Source organism: Hyalangium minutum (assembly GCF_000737315.1).
Taxonomy (GTDB): domain Bacteria; phylum Myxococcota; class Myxococcia; order Myxococcales; family Myxococcaceae; genus Hyalangium; species Hyalangium minutum.
On record NZ_JMCB01000022.1, the window covers coordinates 134,116 to 154,100 of the forward strand.

General features: G+C 71.1%; 14 protein-coding genes. 3 read left to right on the forward strand and 11 right to left on the reverse strand.

The features are described from left to right. The first annotated feature begins 3 nt into the window (after positions 1–3). The gene (locus DB31_RS45635; protein ID WP_052420578.1) at positions 4–2,358 is read left to right on the forward strand and encodes an ATP-binding protein; all 2,355 of its coding nucleotides are present in this window, start codon (positions 4–6) and stop codon (positions 2,356–2,358) included. Here the strand turns inward: DB31_RS45635 and cheB are convergent. The 7 genes from cheB to DB31_RS38260 are packed head-to-tail and all read right to left on the reverse strand — an operon-like array spanning position 2,346 to position 11,938. Beyond that, the gene (cheB, locus tag DB31_RS38230; RefSeq protein WP_044197525.1) at positions 2,346–3,383 is read right to left on the reverse strand and encodes a chemotaxis-specific protein-glutamate methyltransferase CheB; all 1,038 of its coding nucleotides are present in this window, start codon (positions 3,381–3,383) and stop codon (positions 2,346–2,348) included. The genes DB31_RS45635 and cheB overlap by 13 nt on opposite strands. Continuing rightward, positions 3,380–4,204 carry a CheR family methyltransferase gene (locus tag DB31_RS38235; RefSeq protein WP_044197527.1) on the reverse strand — a complete coding sequence of 275 codons (825 nt, stop codon included), beginning with the start codon at positions 4,202–4,204 and terminating at the stop codon, positions 3,380–3,382. Before DB31_RS38235 ends, cheB begins: the two co-directional genes overlap by 4 nt. Beyond that, the gene (locus tag DB31_RS38240; protein ID WP_044197528.1) at positions 4,204–6,558 is read right to left on the reverse strand and encodes a HEAT repeat domain-containing protein; all 2,355 of its coding nucleotides are present in this window, start codon (positions 6,556–6,558) and stop codon (positions 4,204–4,206) included. The genes DB31_RS38235 and DB31_RS38240 overlap by 1 nt, the downstream gene beginning before the upstream one ends. Further along, positions 6,555–9,086: a methyl-accepting chemotaxis protein gene (locus DB31_RS38245; RefSeq protein ID WP_044197530.1), complete on the reverse strand. Its 2,532-nt coding sequence runs from the start codon at positions 9,084–9,086 to the stop codon at positions 6,555–6,557. Before DB31_RS38245 ends, DB31_RS38240 begins: the two co-directional genes overlap by 4 nt. Further along, on the reverse strand, positions 9,076–9,513 hold the full coding sequence (locus DB31_RS38250; RefSeq protein WP_044197532.1) for a chemotaxis protein CheW: 438 nt from the start codon (positions 9,511–9,513) through the stop codon (positions 9,076–9,078). Before DB31_RS38250 ends, DB31_RS38245 begins: the two co-directional genes overlap by 11 nt. Continuing rightward, positions 9,510–11,558, reverse strand: a complete 2,049-nt coding sequence (locus DB31_RS38255) for a chemotaxis protein CheA (RefSeq protein ID WP_044197673.1) — start codon at positions 11,556–11,558, stop codon at positions 9,510–9,512. Before DB31_RS38255 ends, DB31_RS38250 begins: the two co-directional genes overlap by 4 nt. A gap of 2 nt (positions 11,559–11,560) precedes the next feature. Further along, positions 11,561–11,938, reverse strand: coding sequence for a response regulator (locus DB31_RS38260; RefSeq protein ID WP_044197534.1), 378 nt, complete (start codon positions 11,936–11,938; stop codon positions 11,561–11,563). 351 nt (positions 11,939–12,289) lie between these two features. On the opposite strand from DB31_RS38260, the gene DB31_RS38265 reads away from it, so the two are divergent. Then, on the forward strand, positions 12,290–12,802 hold the full coding sequence (locus tag DB31_RS38265; protein ID WP_044197536.1) for an Hsp20/alpha crystallin family protein: 513 nt from the start codon (positions 12,290–12,292) through the stop codon (positions 12,800–12,802). On the opposite strand, the gene DB31_RS38270 is transcribed toward DB31_RS38265, so the two are convergent. The 4 genes from DB31_RS38270 to DB31_RS38285 form a co-directional block, all read right to left on the reverse strand. Continuing rightward, on the reverse strand, positions 12,803–14,776 hold the full coding sequence (locus DB31_RS38270; RefSeq protein ID WP_044197538.1) for a hybrid sensor histidine kinase/response regulator: 1,974 nt from the start codon (positions 14,774–14,776) through the stop codon (positions 12,803–12,805). It lies immediately after the preceding gene. A 257-nt stretch (positions 14,777–15,033) separates the two neighbouring features. Then, a complete protein-coding gene (locus tag DB31_RS38275) occupies positions 15,034–15,705 on the reverse strand; it encodes a DUF2231 domain-containing protein (protein WP_044197540.1) in 672 nt (223 codons plus the stop codon). Between the two features lie 169 nt (positions 15,706–15,874). Next, positions 15,875–16,783 (reverse strand): alpha/beta hydrolase, encoded by a 909-nt coding sequence (locus tag DB31_RS38280; RefSeq protein ID WP_052420579.1) that lies wholly within the window; start codon positions 16,781–16,783, stop codon positions 15,875–15,877. A gap of 84 nt (positions 16,784–16,867) precedes the next feature. Beyond that, on the reverse strand, positions 16,868–18,520 hold the full coding sequence (locus tag DB31_RS38285; RefSeq protein ID WP_044197543.1) for a sigma-54-dependent Fis family transcriptional regulator: 1,653 nt from the start codon (positions 18,518–18,520) through the stop codon (positions 16,868–16,870). A 222-nt stretch (positions 18,521–18,742) separates the two neighbouring features. Between DB31_RS38285 and DB31_RS38290 the strand changes: the two genes are divergently transcribed. Beyond that, positions 18,743–19,981, forward strand: a complete 1,239-nt coding sequence (locus DB31_RS38290) for a S41 family peptidase (RefSeq protein ID WP_052420580.1) — start codon at positions 18,743–18,745, stop codon at positions 19,979–19,981. The last annotated feature ends 4 nt before the right edge of the window (positions 19,982–19,985 follow it).

A 19,985-nucleotide genomic window follows, 5' to 3' on the forward strand; every position in this document is an offset into this window, starting at 1 on the left:
ACCATGACGGGCCGCCGGCCTTTCCCCCTCTCCGCTCTGCTCTGCGTGGCCCTTCCTGCCCTGGCAAGCTTCGTGCTGCTGCGCTGGCTGGGTGGCATCCAGTGGCCTTACCCTCCGCTCCACTCCTCCTTCGAGACGGCAGGCGGCCTCACCGCGCTGGCCATGGCGGCCGTCCTGCTCTGGCGGCGGCGCTATGCCAGGTACGCGCCGCACCTGCTCTGGGTGGCCACGTCGCTGATCTGCATGGGCCTGCTGGACGTGACGCACTCGTGGGTGAACCCCGGCCCTGCCTTCTTCTGGTCGCGCCTGCTGCCCAATCTCCTCGGGGGGCTGGTGATGCTGCTCGCCTGGGCGCCCGAGCCCTGGACTCAACGGCACGCCGGGCCGATCCCCCTCGTGGTGGGCCTGCTCACCCTGCCGCTGTGCGCAGCCCTCGTCGCGCTTCCCCACGCCTGGACTCCCGGCTTCGACTCGGAAGGCGCCTATCTTCCGTGGGCCAAGCTCCTCAACATCACCGGAGGCTTGACCTTCTTCGGGGCCGCGGCCTTCTTTCTGCGGCGCCACCGGCGGAGAGGAGAGGCCGAGGATCTCGTCTTCGCCAACCAATGCCTCCTGTTCGCCATGGCGGGCGTCCTCTTCGGGCTCAGCCACCTGTGGGATCCGCTCTGGTGGCTGTTCCACTTGCTGCGGCTGCTGGCCTACCTGGTGGTGCTCAGCCACGTGGTCCGTGTCAACCTGCGTCTGCAAGCGGCGGTGGAGTCGGGCCTCACCGAGCGCCTGGAGCGGAGCGAGGGCCAGCTGCGCCTGATGGCGGACGCGCTGCCCGTCCTCATCTCCTTCGTCCGCTGGGAGGACGGCCGCTACGTGTACGCCTACGCGAACCGGGGGTACATGGAGTGGTTCCGCCTGAAGCGCGAGGAGGTGGAGGGCCGGCCCGTGCGCGAGGTGGTCGGGGACGCGGCCTACGAGGGCGTCCGCCCCCTGCTCGACCGGGCGATGGCCGGCGAGAGCTTCACCTTCGAGCGGACCCAGCCCTACACCCGCAGCGCTCCGCGCCATGTGCGCGCCTCGTACATCCCCCAGCGGGACGCACGCGGGAAGGTGGAGGGCGTGGTCGCGCTGGTGACGGACATCACCTCCGAGCAGCGGACGCGCCAATGGGCCGAGCGGCTGCAAGCCGTCACCTCGGCCCTCTCCCAAGCGCTCACCCCAGCGGATGTGGCGCGGGTGAGCCTGCGCGAACTGGCTGGCGCCAACGGCGGCGCGGACTCGGGCTCCTTCTACGTTCTGGAGGCGGAGGGCGGCTCCCTGCGGCTTCTCCAGGCCGAAGGCCTTCCCGAGACAGTCACAGCGGGCTTCGCCCGAGTGCCCTTGGAGGCGGAGGTGCCCGTGGCCCGCGTCATCCGTGAGGCCCGGCCCGAGTGGCTCAGCTCGCGCGAGGAGCTGCTCGCGCACGCCCCGGGCACGGAGGCCGCCGTGCGAGCGAACAGCAATCACTCCTGGGCCGCCCTCCCGCTGCTGGGGCGAAAAGGGCCGCTCGGCGCGCTCATGCTCGGCTTCCGCCACGAGCACACCCTGGACGAAGAGGAGCGGGCCTTCCTGCTCGCCATGGGCCAGCAGGCGGCCTACGCCCTGGAGCGGGCCGGGCTCTACGAGGCGGAGCGCGCGGCCGTCCAGGTCCGCGAGGACTTCCTGTCCGTCGCGGGGCACGAGCTGCGCACGCCCCTCACCAGCCTCATGCTGCAGCTGCGGATGCTCGAGCGCTCGCTCTCGCCGGAGACTCGGGAGCAGAGCGGCCGCCGTCTCGACGTCATCCGCCGGCAGGTGGCCCGTCTCGAGGCGCTGGTGGCGAGCCTGCTCGACGTGGGCCGGCTGTCAGCGGGGCGGCTGGAGCTGGAGCTGAGCGAGGTGGACATGGGCGCGCTCCTGCGCGAGGTGCTCGAGCGGCTCGGGGACCTCTTCGAGCGGGCCGGGTGCCCGGTGGAAGTCGAGGCCGAGCCCGAGGTGCGGGGGCGCTGGGACTCCGGGCGGTTGGATCAGGTGATGGTGAACCTGCTGACGAACGCGGCCAAGTATGGCGCCGGCCAGCCGGTGCACGTCCGCGTGGAGCGCGAGGGAGACAGCGCGCGCCTGACGGTGAGGGACGAGGGCATCGGCATCGCCCCCGAGGTGCTGCCTCGCATCTTCGGCCGCTTCGAGCGCGGCGTGTCCGAGCGGCAGTACGGCGGGCTGGGGCTGGGCCTGTACATCAGCCGCGAGCTGGCGCGCGCCATGGGCGGAGAGGTGCGCGTGCACAGCCGCCTGGGCGAGGGCGCCACCTTCACCCTGGAGCTCCCGCTGGCACCTCAGCGCACGTAGCGCTCCAGCAGCGCCGCCATCTCCTCCACGGGGGCTCTCGCGTTGGAGAGGCCCGCCTCCACCACCACGCGCGGCATGCCGTACACCACGCAGGACTCGGCGGACTCGGTCAGCACGTGGCCTCCGGCCGCGCGAATGGCCCGAGCCCCTTCGAGCCCGTCATCCCCCATGCCCGTGAGCACCACGCCCACCGCGCCCGAGCCCCACACCGCCGCCGCGCTCTGGAAGAGGACATCCACCGAGGGGTGGTGGGCCGTCTGGAGCGGGACGCGATCCAGCCACCCCACGAGCTTGTCGCCGTCCCGGGCCACGCGCAGGTGCATGCCCGCGCGCGCCAGCACCGCCCGCCCAGGCCGCAGCTCCACGCCATTGTCCGCCTCCACCACCTCCAGCGCGCTGTTCAGGTCGAGCCGCTTCGCCAGCGCCTCCGTGTAGCCCGGGGGGATATGCAGCGCGAGCGCCAGCGGCGCCGGGAAGTCCGCGGGCAGCGACGACATCAACCGCGTGAGCGCGGCGGGGCCCCCCGTGGAGGTGCCCACCACCACCAGCCGCTGTCCGGTCGAATTCACCGGGCGCGGCTCCGCTTTCACCACGGGCTGCACGGGCTCAGACGGGCGCACCACGGCACCCGCCGCCGTGCGCACCTTGGCCACCAGCTCCGCGCCCAGCTCGTAGAGCCGGTCCGTGGCCAGCGCCGTGGGCTTGTGCACCAGCTCCACGGCCCCTGCCTGGAGCGCTGTCACCGCCAGCTCGCTCTCCTCGCCCGCGCTGCTCACCACCACCACGCGCGGAGAGGGCGCCCCCCCCAGCGAGCGCAGCACGCCCAGCCCATCCAGGTGCGGCATCAGCAGGTCCAGCGTCACCACGTCCGGCTTCAGCTCGGCGATCTTCTCCAGTGCGTCCAGCCCGTCCCGGGCGGTCTCCACCACGGAGATACCCGGGGCGGCGGAGAGCACCTGCTTCAGCACCTTGCGCGCGAAGGCGGAGTCATCCACCACCAGCACCCGAATGGGGGCTTCCGTCATGTCCCCTCCTGGGGCCGGACATAGAAGAAGGCGCCGCGCCGCTCCTGGCAGACCAGCGCCGTGCCAAAGCGCAGCAGGGACTCGGAGGTGCCCACCAGCAGGCTCCCTCCCGGGAGCAGCGCGTTCGTGAGGGACTCCACCACCCGCCGCGCCGTCTCGTCCTGGAAGTAGATGAGGACGTTGCGGCAGAGGATGACATCGAAGGCGCCCAGCGCGGCGATGGCCCCCGCATCCATCAGGTTCATCCGCCGCCACTCCACCGCGGCCACCAGATCCGAGCGCACCCGCGGCCGCCCCTCCACCACGTCCAGGTAGCGCCCCTCGATACCCGCCGGCAGCGCCCGCATGGAGCGAAGGTTGTGCTCGCCCTGCTTGGCCCGCTCCAGCACCTTCTGGCTGTAGTCCGTGGCCAGCAGGGACACGCCGTCCAGCACGCCCCGCTGATCCAACATCATCGCCAGCGTGAGCGGCTCCTCGCCCGTGGAGCACGCCGCGCACCAGAGCCGCACCCGCTTCCCCAGGCGGACCCAGCGCGCCACCTCGTCCGAGATGACCTCCAGCGGCAGCGCATCCCGGAAGAAGTACGTCTCATGCACCAGCAGCGTGTCGACCAACGCATCCAGCGCGGCCGGGCCCGCCGGGTCGTACTTGAGGAAGTAGAAGTAGTCGAGCAGCGACTCGAAGCCCTCCTCCAGCGCCTTGGCGGAGAGCTTCTCCGCGAGCAGATCCAGATCGTCCGGCACGTAGTGCAAGCCCGAGCGCTGCTCGATGAGCTGCGTCAGGATGGCGAAGACGGGCGGCGAGAGCGGAAGGGATGGCATCAGCGGCTCAGCGCAAGCAAGCAAGCCCGGCGCACCTCTGGGTCCTCGTCCTGGGCCGCGGCCCGCTCCAGCACCTCGCGGGCCTCCACCGTGCCCAGCGCCGCCACCGCCGCCGCCACCGCCCGCCGTCCCGCCGGGCTGCTCGTGCTCAGCGCGGAGACCAGGGCCGCCCGTGCATCCGCGCGCTGCATCCGCGCCAGGGCCGCCACCAGCAGCGGCGCCACCAGCTCATCCGCCGCCTCCAGCGCCGTCATCAGGCCGGGGATGCGGCCCTCGGCGGGCAGCGACAGCGCACTCACCACGCGCTCGCGCAAGGCGGGATCTCCCAGCAGCGACACGAGGGCCTGCGTGGCGGAGGTGCCCGGACGGGTGGCCAGGAAGCCCACCGCCGCGCTGCGCACGCTCTCGTCGGGATCTCCCGCCGCGCGCAGCAGGGCCGTCACCGTCTCCGGCGAGTCGTACTCCGCCACCGCCGACAGGGCCACCAGGCGCGTGGCCGGATCTCCCTGGCTGGCGGCCTCGATGAGCACGGGCAGCGCGTCCGGGCGCTTGGACACGCCCAGCCCCAGCAGCGCCGCCCGGCGCACATCCGAGTCCTCCGAGCTGGCCGCGCGCCGCAGCGCTATCATGGCGCTCTCGGTGTGCAGGTGGGCCAGCGCATCCACCACCGCCACGCGCACCTGGCCCGCGTCGTCATTGGCCAGCGCGACGATGGCGTCCGCCGCGGCCTCCTCGTTCAGCTTCCCGAGAGACTGGCACGCGTAGTAGCGCACCCACGGATCCTTGTCGTTGAGGCCTCCCAGCAGGCACGAGGTGACGCGGGCCTCCTTGTCCGTCTGCCCCAGGGCGCGCATGGCGGCCGCGCGGGTGCGCTCCGAGTCATGCCGGGCCGCCTCCAGCAGCGCGTCCACGGCGCGCGGATCATCGATGAAGGGCAGGCCGTAGATGGCCGCGTCCCGCAGCCGCTCGTCCTGCTCGCGCATGGCCTGGAGCAGCACATCCAGTCCGCGGGGATAGCCAAAGTAGGAGATGATCCGCAGGGCCGCGCGGCGCGTACGAGGGTCCGCGGAGCGCGCCGCCGCCAGGGCGAGCTGCTCCGTCTCCTCGCTGCCGAGCGACTGGATGGCGGCAGCCGCCGCCTGCACCACGCGCGGGTCGTCGTCCCCCAGGTGATCGAAGAGGGCCCTCACGGCCGATGGCTCGCCAATCCGGGAGAGGGTGTCGGCGGCCAGGGACCGCACCATGGGGTCGCGGTCCTCCAGACAGGCCACCACGTCCGGCACGGCCGCCGAGCGCCGGGCCACCAGCGGCAGCAGCACCTGCCGCCGGGCGCTGTCTCCCTCGCGCAGGGCCTGAAGGATGGGGCCATCCGCTTCAGGGCCCAGCTCCATGAGGGCGTTGGCCGAGGCGCGCGCCACCGTCGGCTCCGCGTCCAGCAGCGCCAGCAGCCCCGAGGCCGCATCCGGCCCGCCCACCCAGCCCAGCAGCCGGGACAGGGCCGCCTTCTCCGTCGCGTCCGCACCGGAGAGGCACCGGGCCAGCCGCCGCCCGAGCTCCGCTCCCGCCGGCCGCGTGCGCAGCGCGGACTGCACCACGCGCGCTCCGCCGAAGCGCTGCACCTGGGCCTCGTGGATCTCCACCAGCGCCACCGCCGCCACGCGCATCACCGCGTCATTGCCCCGCTGCAGCAACCCCACCAGCGCGGGCACCGCGGCCTCCTGGCCGGTGCGGCCCAGCGCGCGGGCAGCCTCGGTGACGTAGAACGGATCCGCCAGCAGGCCCAGCAGCGCAGTGACGACGGACGGGTCTCCCGAGCGCCCCAGCACGTCGATCGCCGGGAAGATGCGGAAGAAGTTGCCACTGCCCAGCGCCGCCAGCAGCGCGTCCACCGCGGCGCCCCCGCCGATGCGGCCCAGCGCCTCGATGGCGGCCACCGCGACGTTGTCATCTGCGTGCACCGTCAGCGTGGCCAGCAGCGACACCGCGCGGCGGCTGCGGCGGCGGCCCAGCACCTGCGCCGCGTCACAAACGATGGCCGGGTTGGAATCCTCCCCGAGCGCGATGACGCAGTCGTCCACCTCTCCCGTCGAGGCGACCAGCACCTCCACGGCCGCGGCCAGCCGGGCCTCGCTGTCCCGGCGGTGGCGCAGCACGTCGCACAGCGGCGCCACCGCCGAAGTGCCCATGCGCGCCAGCGTGCCGATGACGGCACGGCGCACCGCCCAGCTCGGCGTGTCCAGATCCGCGAGCAGCGCCTCTAGACCGGAGGCCCCGCGGCGCGCGAGGGCTTCCACCGCCTCCACCCGGGCGCGGTCGTCCGCGGAGAGCGACAGGGGATTGCCGAGAGCTCTCACGCTTGCTCCATCGCACGGCCCGCACGGCCCTCGGGCGTCAGGAGCCCACTCAGCCGCGTCAGGTGTTCCACCTGCTCACCCTGCATGCGCGAGAGCTGGGTCAGCCGCGCCGTCACCTCCCGGACCTCTCCGGCGGTGGCGGCCGTGCCGCGCGCCTGCTGCGTCGTGGTGGAGGCGATCTCCCGTGCCCGGCCGCGCATGTCCTCCACCGCCCGGCTGATCTGCTCGCTCATGGAGGCCTGCTCCGCCGAGGCCTTGGCCACCGCCGCCACTCCGCTCGCCTGGCGGGTGGCGGAGGCCGCGAGGGCGGTGACCACCTCGGCCTGTTCGTCCAGCGCACGCGCCGTCTGCTTGGCCACGCGGCGCACCTCCTCGCCCGCGCGCGTCAGCATGGTGAGCGCCTGGCTCTGCTCATCCGTGGCGCGTGTCACCTCCGCGGCCAGCTTGGCCACCTGCCGCGCCGCCATCTCGCTCTGCCGCACCGCGCGGCCCTGCTCCGCCACCGCCTTGGCCACGTGCGCCGCCTGCTTGCGCGTGTCCTCCATGGCCTTGGCCACCTCGGCGGCGCCCTTGGCCTGCTCCGCCAGCCCCGCGAGCGTGCGCTGGATGGAGGTGTTCACCTCCTGCAGGGCCGCGCCCACGGTGGACACCTCCTTGCCCTGCCCCACCACCGCCACGCTCACCTGCTGCACCAGCGCGCGCATCTGCGCGGCGGTCTTCGCCAGCTCTCCGGCCGCCGTGGCCTGCTCCTGCATCGCCTTGGACACCTGCTCCGTGGCCGCGACGAGCTGCCCGTTCGAGCGCACCACGTCCCGCAGCGCGCGGGCCTGATCGACCGCGGCCTGCGTCGTCTGCTTCGCCATCCGGCGCATCTCCGCCGCGCCCTGCGCCAGGGCCTGCGCCGCCTGGGCCTGCTCGGTGGCGGAGGCGGAGATGAGGCGGCCCTGCTCGCTCACCCGGGCCGTGGCCTGCGAGACGGACTGCACCGCCTGCACCTGCTCGGCCGTGGCTCGGGACACCTCGCGCACCGTCGTGCCCAGCTCGTCCACACCCTTGAGGATGGAGCCGAGCGCCCGCTCCGCGTCCGCCACGAGCGACGCGCCCTCATCCGCCGCGCGGACGCCATCGCCGGTGGCCACCGCCGCCTCGCGCGCCGTGTTCTGCAGGCCCCGGACGATCTTCGCCACGTCCGCGCTGGCCGCCGCCGCCCGGTCCGCCAGCGCGCGGATCTCCTCGGCCACCACCGCGAAGCCGCGCCCGTGCTCGCCCGCGCGCGCCGCCTCGATGCTGGCGTTGAGCGACAGCAGGTTGGTGCGGTCCGCGATGAGGTTGATCGTCTGGACGATGTCGCCAATCTCCTCGGCGCGCCTGCCCATCTCCTTCATCACCCCCGCGGACTCGGAGATGGACTGGCGGATACGGGTGAAGCCGGCGATGGAGCGGGTCACGGTGGCGCCGCCCTCTCGGGCCGTGGTGCTGACGCGCTCACCGGTGGCGCGGGCCTCCTCGGCCATCTGGGCGATGCGCCGCGACGAGGACTCGAGCTGAGCGGAGGAGCTGGCGCTGGTCGCGGCCAGGGTGTTGATCTGCTCGGCACCCCGGGCCACCGACTGCGCGGAGCGGGCCAGCTGCTCGATGGTGGCGGCGTTGGCATCCACCGTGGCGGCGTTCTTCTCCGCGGTGGCGGCCACCTCCTCCACGCTGGCGGCCACCTCGGTCACCGTCGAGGCGGTGGAGGCCGCGGACGCCTCGAGCGTGCGGGCGTGCTCGGCCACCGCGCGCACGGAGCGGGCCAACTCCTCGCTGGTGGCGGCCGTCTGCTCCACGGCGGCGGCCATGCTGGTGGCGTCCTTGGAGACCTCGGTCAGGGACCGGCTCATGCCCCCCATGGCGGAGGACACGGCGGTGGCGCGCTCGCCCACGCTCTGGGCATCCGCCGACAGCCGGGAGATGCCCTTGGACATCTGCTCCATGGTGGCGGCCACCTCTTCGGTGGCGGAGGCGCTGGACTGGTTGCGCGCCACCATGTCCGTCACCGTGGTGCTCATCTCCGTCATGCCGGCCAGCAGCTCCTCGCTGGAGGCGGCGAGGTCCTCCGCGCTGGCGCTCACGCCCTTCACGGAACGGGCCGTCTCCTCGAGCGTGGCCGCCGTGGTGTCTGCCGAGCTGGCCAGCGCCGTGGCGTCCTTGCGCACCGCGCCGATGGAGGCGGACATCTCCTGGATCGCGCCCGCCGTCTGCTCGGCGTCCTGCTGCACGCCCCTGGCGGACTCGCTCACCGTGCGCTGCGAGCGCACCAGCGCCTGCACGGAGACGGACGTCTCCTCCACGCTGGCGGCCACGGCCTCGATGGAGGCGCGCACCTGCTCGCTGGCCGCGGCCTGCTCGTTGCCCGCGGCGGCCAGCTTCGTGGAGAGCTGCTCCACCGCCTGCAACACCCCTGCCCCCTCGCGCACCGAGCGGGCCGCGCTGTCGACAATCGAGCGCGCATCCTCTACGCCCACCGCACTCCCATTTTCAGCCGCCATGAACCTTCTCCTCCCCGATGACACGGGGGAAATCGATCAGCATCACCAGGCGCGGGCCTACCCGGGCCACGGCCTTCACGAATCCCTGGGCCTGCTCCGCCACGAGCTGGGGTGGAGGCTGGACTTGGTCCGGCGCCAGCTTCAGTACCTCGCGAGCGCTGTCCACCAGCAGCCCCACGATGCGCGAGCCCAGCTGGCCCACCACCACGCGCGAGTCCAGCGTCCGCTCCACGGGCGGCAGCCCGAAGCGCGCGCGCGCATCCACCACCGGCACCACCCGTCCTCGCACCTGCACCAGCCCCGCCACGTGCGCGGGAGCGCCGGGCACGGGCGTGGCCCCGGTAAAGGACTCCATCTGCAACACCTCGGAGGCGGGAATGGCGTACTCGGCCCCTGCCACCTTGAACACCACATGCAGCGAGCTCATGCCGCACCTCCCTTCGCGGCAGCGCTCTCCAGCCGCGAGCCTCCCCCGCGCGCCGCGCTGAGCGCGGGCAAGTCCAGCACCAGCGTCGGCTGTCCATCCCCCAGATCCGTGGCGCCGGCCACGCCGGGCACCCGCACGAGGGGGTCCTCGAGCGGCCGGAGGACAATCTCCTGCTGGCCCAGCAGCCGGTCGACGGCGATGGCCAGGGGCATGCCGCGCTGCCGGACGACGAAGGCCTTGGGCCCTGGACCTTCACGCCCCCCGTCCCGCCGCAGCAGCCGCTCCAGCGACAGGAGCGGGACGGCCTGCCCTCGGCGCTCCAGCATGGCCATGCCGCCCGCGCGCCCAGGTGGATGGACGAGCCGGGAGGTGTCCACCTCGATGATTTCCTCCACCCCGCTCACGGGCACGGCGTAGCGGAGGGCGGCGCACTCGAAGACGAACGCGTCCACGATGGTGATGGTGAGGGGCACGCACAAGCTGAACGTCGTTCCCTTGCCGGGCGCCGTCTCCAGGCGCAGCTCCCCGCCGAGCTGCTCGACGATGATGCGCTTGACGATGTCCATGCCCATGCCGCGCCCGCTGGTGGTGTCCGCGGAGGCGCGGGTGGAGAGGCCGGGGCGGCACATCAGCTCCAGCAGCTCCTCGGGAGTGGCGGGGACAGGGACTCCCGCGCGCGCGGCCACGGTGGCGACATCCACGCCCTGGCCATCATCGCTCACCGTCAGTTCGAGCCTTCCGTTGGAGCGCGCATGGCAGGCCAGGCGCAGCACGCCCTCCTCGGGCTTGCCCGCGGCGCGGCGCTCATCGGGGCGCTCCAGGCCATGGTCCACCGCGTTGCGCACCAGGTGGACGAGCGTGGGCTGCAGCCGGTCCGCAACGGACTTGTCCAGCTCCGCGTCTCCCACGTCCATCTCGAGCCGCACCTGCTTGCCCATGGTGCGGCGCAGCCCCCGGACCAGCAGAGGGAGCCGCTCCAGCACCTCGCCCACGCGCACCATGCGCAGGTGGAGGATGGAGGCGCGCAAGTCCCTCAGCTGGCGCGCATTCTCCTGGAGCACCTGGACGAGCTCGCGGGTGGGGGCACCGGCCGCCGTCAGCGTTGCCACCGCCCGCGCCAGCTTCGATCGGGTGACGACGAGCGCGGCCAGCCGCTCCAGCGCCTCATCCAGGCGGGACACCTCCACGCGCAGCACGCCGCTGCGGCGGGGCTCCGCGGCCGCGGCCTCCTCCTCGTTCAGGAGTGACTCGGCCGAGGTGGGGGGCGGCAGCGAAGCGGGCCCAGCAGGCGCGGACGAGGCCACCATCCGCAGCGTGGCGGGGGGCCCCCCCACCGCCTCCAACAGCGCCGCATCGTCCTCCCTCGTGAGCAACAGCAGCGCGAAGGTGAGGTTGCCACCGCCATTCGTGGCGCCGGCCACGGGGATGACCTTGACGATCTCCGCGATTTGTCCCACGCGCTCGCGCACCGTGTTGATGGTGAGGCCCTGGGCGGCGCGATCGGCGGAGGGCACATAGTCCAGGCGCAGGGCCCGCTTGCCCGCGGCGACTCCGGCCAGCAGCTGCTCCTGGTCGGACGTGGAGAGCTTCGCGGCGAGCGTGGGCTCCAGCTCGAGCCGGGCCGGCGCCGCCGGGCTGCCCTGTGGGCCCCGCTCGGTAGCGTCGAGCTGCTCCAGGCGATCCAGCAAGCCCTTGGAGGCCCCGGCGACCGGCTTGCCCGCGGCGAGCTGATGCACCCGCTGTTCGATGGCGCGCAGGCCTTGCATCAGGGGCTCGATGCTGTCCTCGGGCACCCGCCCGCCCGCGTGGTCCGCTTGCCGCAGGGCCGCCTCCATCCAATGCGCGATGGAGACGATGGGCTCCACATCCACCATGGCCGACAGGCCCTTGATGGTGTGCAGAGCCCGGAACAGCTCCCGAACGGTGCGCGGGCTGGCGGAGCGCTGCTTCGCGGCGGTCTCCAGGGCCAAAAGCTGGGTGTTCGCGATGCCCAGCAGCTCTTCCACCTCGGTCAGATAGGCGGGGAGGAAATCCGCCAGGTCCACGCTCACCCGTGCACCCGCTCGAGCAACCCCTTGACCTCTCCCAGGATGGCATCGGGCGTGAACGGCTTCGTCATGAAGCGATCCGCGCCCGCTTGAAGCGCCCGGGCCCGCGAGGCCTCATCTCCGCGCGTGGTGACGATGACGATGGGCAGGTGGCGCAGCGTGTCCTGGCCGCGCACGAACTCCACCACCTCGATGCCACCAATGTCCGGCATGTTCAGGTCGAGCACGATGAGGTCATACGGCTTGAGCGACAGCCGCTCGATGGCCTCCAAGCCACTGGAGGCATGCGTGAAGCTCAGACCTGGGTAGGGCCGCAGACAGGCCACCACCATGTCCCGCATCACCTTGCTGTCATCAACGACGAGCACCTCAGGCATGAAGCTCCTCTGGAAACGATTGGCCACCCTAGAGGGATTCCGTTGCCGAGAGATAGTTATTGGCAGTGAGTTCCCTGGCATCGCCCAGTGGGCGACACTCCCCAGCCATCCGCGACAGAGATGTAGCGACGGGCGGACCCCCCGTGCCAGAAAGGCCGCTTGCCCTGAGGCAGGGCGGGCATGCAGGCAGAGGCTCCGCTCGGAGTTCCTGGCACCCTGGGCGCTACGAGGTGGCCTGCCATCGCCTGCCGGTGTGACGCCTTACAGCGGGCCCCTCCTGCCTTACGTCAGAAGTGACGGCGGCAAGTCCTCGTGACTTCGCTCCGTCTTGCGAAGGAAGGAGGCAGTGTCATGGCAGATCTACCTGTTCGCCGAGGGAGTGGCGGGAGCCTGCAGCGGACCCGCGAGTGGGATCCATTCCAGCGCATGCAGGAGCTGATGGGCCTGGATCCCTTCGATGTGATGAACCAGTGGTTTACCGGTGCGGGGCGCGAGGGCACGCTCACGTTCGTGCCGACCTTCGAGGTGAAGGAGACGAAGGACGCCTTCATCTTCAAGGCGGACCTGCCGGGAGTGGAGGAGAAGGACATCGAAATCACACTCACGGGAGACCGGCTGACGGTGAGCGGCAAGCGCGAGAGCGAGAAGCGCGAGGAGAGTGAGCGCTTCTACACCTACGAGCGCAGCTACGGCTCGTTCAGCCGCGCGTTCACCCTGCCGGAGGGCGTGAACCCGGACGCCGTGAACGCCGAGCTGAAGAACGGCGTGCTGACGCTCAGGGTGTCCAAGCGCCCCGAGGTGCAGCCCAAGCGCATCACCGTGGGCAGCGGCACCCCTGAGAAGAAGGAGCAGGTGAAGGCGTAATCAGGCCTGCACGGGCAGGAGGGCCGCACGGACGGCCCCCGCCCGGGGCAGGTGGACGCGGAAGGTAGCGCCCTGGCCCGGCACGCTGTCCACCGTCACCGCGCCGCCGTGGGCCTCGACGATGCGGCGCACGCGGTACAGCCCCAAGCCCAACCCACCGTAGTGCCTCACCGAGACAGCCCGCTCGAAGCGCTGGAAGAGCCCCTCCACGCGCTCGGGGGCAATGCCGATGCCGTGGTCCCTCACCTCGAGCACCGCCGTGTCGGACTCGGACTGGAGCACCACCTCCACCGGCTTACCGGGCCCGAACTTCATGGCGTTGGCCAGCAGGTGCCGGATGACCTGCGTCATGCGGACCCGATCCCACCTCCCCAGGGTGCTCGGCAGCGAGGCGAGCACCAGCCGGCAACCCAAGCGCACGGCCTCATGCTCCGAGTGCTCCACCGCATCGCGCACCACCGAGGCGAGATCCACTTCCTCCAGCTGGAGCCGCGGCGCCTGGCTGTGCAGCTGGGACACGTCCAGCAAGGTGTCCACCAGACTGGCCAGCCGCCCCACCTGCCGGTCCGCGGACCCCAGGGCCTGGGAGATTCTCTCCGGGGACCAGGGCCCCTCCGCGCGCAGCGCCTGGTTCACGCCCTGGAGCCGCAGCCGCAGCGCCGTGAGCGGCGTGCGCAGCTCGTGGGCCGCCACGCTGAGGAACTCGTCGCGGGTGCGCACGGCCTCCTGCGTCTCCCGCAGCAGGCGGAGCCGCTCGGTGACGTCGTCGATGATGCCGGCCATGCGCACCGGCCGCCCCGAGACGTCCCGCTGTGCCCGCCCACGGCCCATGCACGTGCGGTAGCTGCCATCGGCGTGCCGCAGCCGGAAGGACGCGTCATACGGGGTGCCGTGCTCCAGGTGCGTGGAGAGGGCGTTCACCACCGCATCCCGGTCCTCCGGGTGCAGCCGCTCCACGAAGCCCTCATAGGTGCCCAGGAAGTCCTCTGGCTCCAGGCCCAGCATCTCCAGCAGGCGCGGGCTGCACCAGAACGAGCGGCGGCGCAGATCCCAGTCCCAGACGCCGTCGAAGGAGCCGGAGACGATGAGGCGGTAGCGCTCCTCGCTCTCGCTGACGGCGCGCTCGGCCTGGGTGAGCAGGCCCACCTGGCGCTCCAAGCGCCGCACCATGCCGTGCAGGTGCTCGTCCACCGAGGGGCTCTGCTCCGCGGCCGCGGGCGAGAAGCCACCGTGGCGAAGCTCACGCAGGAGCGCGCCGAGAATCTCATCGCCCTCCTGGGTGCGGCGCACGAAGCCGTTGGCGCCCACGTTCTGCGCCATGCGCAGGTCCAGCTCGTCCGGCGTGCCAATGTGCGTGAGGAGCACGGGCACGTGGGTCAGCCGGGGCTCCTTGCGCAGCGCCAGGCAGAGCCGGAAGCCATCCAGCCCCGGCATCAGCACATCCGCGAGCACGGCGTCCGGCTTGCGCCGCCGGGCCAGCTCCAGGGCCGCCGTTCCATCGGTGGCCAGCAGCACGTTGAAGTGGAAGGGAGCCAGCAACAGCATCAGCAGCTTGCGCGAGACCGGATCATCATCGGCGACGAGCACGGTGGGGCTCTGCGTGCCATCGGGAGACAGGGCCGAGATCGGCAGCACCATGCGCACCGCCTCCAGCAGCCCGCCGAGAGACAGCGGGTAGCCCAGGTAGACGGCGCGCAGCTTCTGCCGCGTCAGCTGCTCCTGCTCGGCGGCGGACGCCATCACCAGCAGCGGAACACCCAGCGCCTCCAGCGCCCTTCGAGGAGCATCCTCGGTGGCCAGCCCCTCCAGGGGCGTGCTCGCCTCCAGCACGATGACGTCCGGCCGAGGCCCCCACGCGGTGATGGCCGCGACAGTGTCCGCCTCCTGCACCTGCCAGCCTTGGCTCTCCAACGCGAGTTTCTGAAGGGATCGGACTTGGGGCGCACCCGAGATGAGGAGGATGGAGGGCTTCATCGAGATGATCGGGCCGGGTGCACGAGCGGGGGGGGGCTCTGCCTCCTGGATTGGAGGACACTCGCAGTCTTGGCATCACGACGGCTGAGTCAAGACACCTTTCCGACAGTTGTTCAAAGTTGCATCCAAAAGCGCAACCGGGCCGAGGGTGAGACGCTGGTCCGCCCGCTCCCCAGCGCACCTTGCCTGAAGGGAATGAGCGAACCAGGGACCACCGAGGCCCCAGGGCCTGGGTGGTCCCGCGGGCCTCCAGCGCTTCAGTGGCGCGACTGCTCCACCATGCCACCGGTGGTGTCGTGCTCCAGCACCAGCTCCGGCGTCGGAGGCACCTCGTACGCGGGGCCGAAGCCCGCGGAGCCCGAGGTCAGCGGCTGCGCACCGGAGAAGAGGCTCTTCGCGCGGCGGATCAGCCAGCGCATGCCCTGGAGCCCATCCCGCAGCAGCGCCTTGGGGGCCTCGGCGGACAAGAGCGGCGGGCCCTTCAGCGTGCCGGCCGAAGCCTCGGGAGGCATCGAGTTGATGCCCACGCCCATATCGTAGACCACCTTGCCCCCCAGGGAGGCGGTGTAGACCGCCGCCGCGTTGGCCATCAGCCCGATCAAGGTCTGTCCGAGCGAAGGAGGATGGCGCAGCCGCCACAGCGTCATGCCCACCGCGCCCAGCGAGATGACGGCATTGCCGAGCCCATGGATGAACACCATGTCACGGGCGCGCGGCTCGTTGAGCTTCACCTCCTGCGAGGCGGCCAGCCCGGCCAGCCCCGAGAAGAGGGCGCCGACCGTGCCCGCTACCCACAGCCGCCGTCCCACCTTGGCCCAGGACTTGTCGCCGCTGAGGGTGGCAATCAAATCGGCCGCTGTCGCCGTCGGCAGCAGCGCAAGCGGAGCATGGACCATGGCTGGGTGCAGTTCGTGCAACAGCATCTTCATGGAATCTTCCCCCTGTGTCGGGGGGGCCTGCGGCCGTGCCGCGCCAGCCTCCCCTCCCGGAGGTTAAGTCCGCCGCCGGTCTCCGTCTTCCCCCCCTCGGGCCACCCGTCAGAGGCTCGCTCGCCCGCCAGCCCCTGCCGCTCCGCACCGTCAGGGTCACCCAGGAGGGTCACTGCTGGGGCAACGTCTCGGAGAGCCACCGGTGGATTCCAGTCCAGCTGCTCTGGTTGGCGAGGTGCGCGTTGAAGCTGTGGCCCACGCCTCGGATGACCTGAACGGAGCGCTTGGATGCGCTGGACCAGCAGGCCAGCTCCTGCTCGGCCAGGGAGCCCGGCGCGAGCGGATCAAACTCGCCGAGCTGCACCAGCACGGGAGAGGTGACCTGGTTCACACGGGTCACTGCGGGGTCGGAGATGAACGGAAAGACAGTGAGGGCATAGCCCCGAGGGATGAAGTCATCGAGGTGCGCGCGGTCATAGGCAATCACGGCGGGCTCGGTGCTGGAGGCCCGGTGAAACGCCGTGCCCCTCAGCTCGGACGGCAGCTTGAAGTACGGATCCTTCGCGCGCTCCTTGATGAGCTCGGGATCGAGCGGCCGCTGGTAGTCCACGAACACCACGCCCGTGGTCACCACGGCATCCGCGTCGCGGTAGGTCCCCTGGACGTACGTCGCGAGTGCCGCTCCGAGCGAGTGCCCCACGAGCACCAATTTCTGGAACACATAGCCGTGGGGGTGGGTGCCATTGCGCAAGCTGGCCAGCACCTGGTGGACGGCGCTCCCCATCTCCTGGAACGAGAGGAAGTCCGCGTCCGGCCTGCTGCTGGTGCCGCTGCCGAGCAGATCGAGCGCGAGGACCGCGTGGCCCTGGCGGGCCATGAACTCGGCATACGAGTAGTCGTGCCCGTTGATCCGCGGGATGTCCCAGTACTTGTGGTTGTAGTTGCCTCCGTGGAGGGCCACCTGGAGAGGCCGGTTGCGCCAGGTCTCACGGAAGTACAGGTACCCCACCAGAGAGTAGGTGTTGCCATCCGAGAGCGTGACCGGGAAGACGATCCGGTCGACCGAGAGCGTGTCCATACCCCCCCTCCTTGCGCGTGAGTTGCCAGCAAAGCTTGGCACGAACCTGTCCGCTTGTCCGACAGGTTGGGACCGGCCCGAACCTCACCGCCGGCCTGAAGCCTTTGTCTCTCTGTCTCGAGCCAGAGCGCCATACTGCTTAAGCTTCCTGTACAGCGTGGCAGCACCGATGCCGAGCTGCCGCGCCGTCACGGTCTGATTCCCACCATGGTGTTCCAGCGCGGCCAGGATGTAGTCCCGCTCGATCTCCTCCAGCGTGCGGACTCCGCCTCCGGAGAGGGTGGGCCCTGGCAATGCGCCCCGGATGTCCTCGGGCAGGTCCTCCCAATCGACACGGCGGCCCTGGGCCAGGGCGACGGCACGCTCCATGGCGTTCTCCAGCTCCCGGACATTGCCGGGCCAGTCGTACCGGGCGAGCTGATCCGCGGCTTGCGGCGTGAGCGAGGGCACCGGCCGTCCCATCCGCTCGGCCGCGCTGGCGAGCAGCGAACGCGCCAGGGGCAGGAGATCCTCCCGCCGCTCGCGCAGAGGCGGCACGGCGAGCTCGACGACCCGCAGCCGGTAGAAGAGATCCTTCCGGAAGTGGCCAGCCTCCACCTCGCGCGCCAGCGTGCGGTGGGTGGCCGCCAGCACGCGGACCCGGATGGGCCGGTCCCGGTTCTCTCCCACGCGGCGGATCTGCCGCTCCTGCAGCGCACGCAGCAGCTTGACCTGAACGGAGGGTGGCATCTCGCCCACCTCATCCAGGAGCAACGTCCCACCGCTCGCGGCCTCCAGCAGGCCGGGCCTGTCGCGCACCGCGCCCGTGAAGGCGCCGCGCGCGTGGCCAAAGAGCTCGCTCTCCAGAAGCGTCTCCGCGAGGGCTGCGCAGTTGATGGCCAGGAACGGCCCGGATGCGCGCGAGGACTCCTCGTGGATGAGCCGCGCCACCCGCTCCTTGCCCACGCCACTCTCTCCGGTGATGAGCACGGTCGAGTCCACGGGGGCCACGCGCCGAGCCAGCTCGATCACCCGCCGCATCGCCGGGCTGCGGGCCACCATGCCGGAAGGCAGCTCGGGCTCCCGAGGCGACCGCGCCAGGGCCTTCTTCCGCTCGGCAAGCTCCCGCTCGGCTCGGACCAGCTCCGCGGTGACCTGGCGCAGCGCCACCTCGAGCCCCTCCTGCTCGAAGAAGGGCAGGTGCGGCTCCAGGGTGGCTCCCCAGCCCTCCCGGGTCTTCGCGTGGAAGTGACAGACCGCGTCCCCGCGCCCGATGCAGCGGTCTTCCAGGACGTAGATGCGCTCGCCCTCGACGCGGCTGAGATAGCCGCTGGCGAAGCCGCAGAGCGTCCAGCAGACCGGCGTGTCCGAGCGCCCCGCGTGCAGCAAGTGCTGCTCCGCCTCATAGGAGGCCTCCATCGTGGCGCCTTCTGGGGAGAAGGGGTCCTCCGCGCCGGGAGCCAGGCGGATGAGCCCCTGGAGCGTGTGGATGAGGCCACCCGCGAAGCGCCAATCCCGGGCGCTGTCCCAGGTGAAGCGCGAGCACAGGGCCTCGGCCATGCGCCAGCCGTGCGCGAAGCTGAAGCGCGTGAAGATGACCCGAGCCGCCGAGGGCCCTAGCGTGTCCAGGAGCTGCTTGCGGAGCAGGCCCATGGCCACGGCGTCGAGGATGAGCGCGCGCTGTCCCGCGAAGCGAACCATGCCGCCCTCCGGGTCGAGCTCCAGCAGCGCGTGGATGTCGAGGTCCTCCAGCCGCATCGGTGGCTCCTCCAAGACTTTCGAGAAAGGCTGCGGATCTCTAACGTGCGAGTACTCGGATACACAGAGGGAATTCTGATGACGACAGCAAGTGGCAGGAATGGAAGTGGGTGGCTGCACGGCTGGGGAGGCGCGCTGTTCTCCGCAGCCCTGCTTCTCGCAGGCGTCTCCCAGGCTCAGCCCAGATCGGGCCCCGGCGCCGGTGAGCCCGTGGATGCGGCGATGCGCGCGAAGATCGTGGACCGCGTCTCGGCGGCGCTGAACGAGAACTACGTGTTCCCGGACGTGGCGAAGAAGATGGAGGCGGGCCTCCGCCAGAAGCTGAAGGCGGGCGCCTACGACAAGATCGCCAACTCGGCTGAGCTGGCGGAGGTGCTGACTCGCGACCTGCGCGAGGTGAGCAAGGACAAGCACTTGAGCGTCCGCTACGCACCCTCGAAGCCCCCGGATCTGGACGAAGACGCAGCCAAGGATCCCGCCGTGCGCGAGAAGATCCGCAATGAGCTGGCGTCCGTGAACTTCGGCTTCGAGAAGGTCGAGCGGCTGGCCGGCAACGTGGGCTACCTGGACCTGAGAGGCTTCATCGGCGCGGAGTTCGGGGGCGAGACGGCCGTGGCCACCATGAACTTCCTGGGCAACTCGGATGCGGTGATCATCGACCTGCGCAAGAACGGCGGTGGCGATCCATCGATGGTGCAGTTCATCACCAGCTACTTCTTCGAAGAATCGACGCACCTCAACAGCTTCTACATCCGCAAGGGGAACACCACGAAGCAGTTCTGGACCTCGGCACACGTGGCCGGCAAGCGGATGGCGAATGTCCCGGTGTACGTGCTCACCAGCTCGCGCACCTTCTCGGCGGCTGAGGAGTTCACCTACAACCTGAAGAACCTCAAGCGCGCCACCATCGTGGGAGAGACGACCGGCGGCGGTGCGCATCCGGTCAACGCCCACTTCCTCGCGGACGTGCACCTGCTGGCGTTCATTCCATTTGGCCGCGCGGTGAACCCCATCACCGGCACCAACTGGGAGGGCACGGGCATTGCGCCGGACATCCAGGTTCCTGCGGACAAGGCGCTCGTGACCGCCCACCAGGATGCGCTGAAGAAGCTGCAGAACCAAGCCAAGGACGAGGCACGGAAGCAACAGCTGTCGTGGTCGCTCCAGAAGGTGGAGGCGCAAGCCAACCCGGTGACGCTGACCGCCGAGGTGCTCAAGAGCTTCGCGGGGAGCTACGGTTCACGCACGCTGAAGTATGAGAACGGCTCGCTCTGGTACGAGCGGCAGCAGACCGGGCTGAAGGTCCGGGCGGTTCCGATGACTGCGGACACCCTCATGCTCGACGATGGCATGGACATCCTTCGTCTCCGTATCGAGAAAGACGCCTCGGGCAAGGTAACCGGGCTGACCGCGCTGTACGACGACGGCCACGCCGACAAGTCTCCGCGCACCGGCGGCTGAGCGG

What these genes read in the sequence shown, in the direction of transcription:
- DB31_RS45635 (WP_052420578.1), top strand. Translation starts at nt 4, where the DNA reads ATGACGGGCCGCCGGCCTTTCCCCCTCTCCGCTCTGCTCTGCGTGGCC.
- cheB (WP_044197525.1), bottom strand. Translation starts at nt 3,383, where the DNA reads ATGACGGAAGCCCCCATTCGGGTGCTGGTGGTGGATGACTCCGCCTTC.
- DB31_RS38235 (WP_044197527.1), bottom strand. Translation starts at nt 4,204, where the DNA reads ATGCCATCCCTTCCGCTCTCGCCGCCCGTCTTCGCCATCCTGACGCAG.
- DB31_RS38245 (WP_044197530.1), bottom strand. Translation starts at nt 9,086, where the DNA reads ATGGCGGCTGAAAATGGGAGTGCGGTGGGCGTAGAGGATGCGCGCTCG.
- DB31_RS38250 (WP_044197532.1), bottom strand. Translation starts at nt 9,513, where the DNA reads ATGAGCTCGCTGCATGTGGTGTTCAAGGTGGCAGGGGCCGAGTACGCC.
- DB31_RS38260 (WP_044197534.1), bottom strand. Translation starts at nt 11,938, where the DNA reads ATGCCTGAGGTGCTCGTCGTTGATGACAGCAAGGTGATGCGGGACATG.
- DB31_RS38265 (WP_044197536.1), top strand. Translation starts at nt 12,290, where the DNA reads ATGGCAGATCTACCTGTTCGCCGAGGGAGTGGCGGGAGCCTGCAGCGG.
- DB31_RS38270 (WP_044197538.1), bottom strand. Translation starts at nt 14,776, where the DNA reads ATGAAGCCCTCCATCCTCCTCATCTCGGGTGCGCCCCAAGTCCGATCC.
- DB31_RS38275 (WP_044197540.1), bottom strand. Translation starts at nt 15,705, where the DNA reads ATGAAGATGCTGTTGCACGAACTGCACCCAGCCATGGTCCATGCTCCG.
- DB31_RS38280 (WP_052420579.1), bottom strand. Translation starts at nt 16,783, where the DNA reads ATGGACACGCTCTCGGTCGACCGGATCGTCTTCCCGGTCACGCTCTCG.
- DB31_RS38285 (WP_044197543.1), bottom strand. Translation starts at nt 18,520, where the DNA reads ATGCGGCTGGAGGACCTCGACATCCACGCGCTGCTGGAGCTCGACCCG.
- DB31_RS38290 (WP_052420580.1), top strand. Translation starts at nt 18,743, where the DNA reads ATGCGCGCGAAGATCGTGGACCGCGTCTCGGCGGCGCTGAACGAGAAC.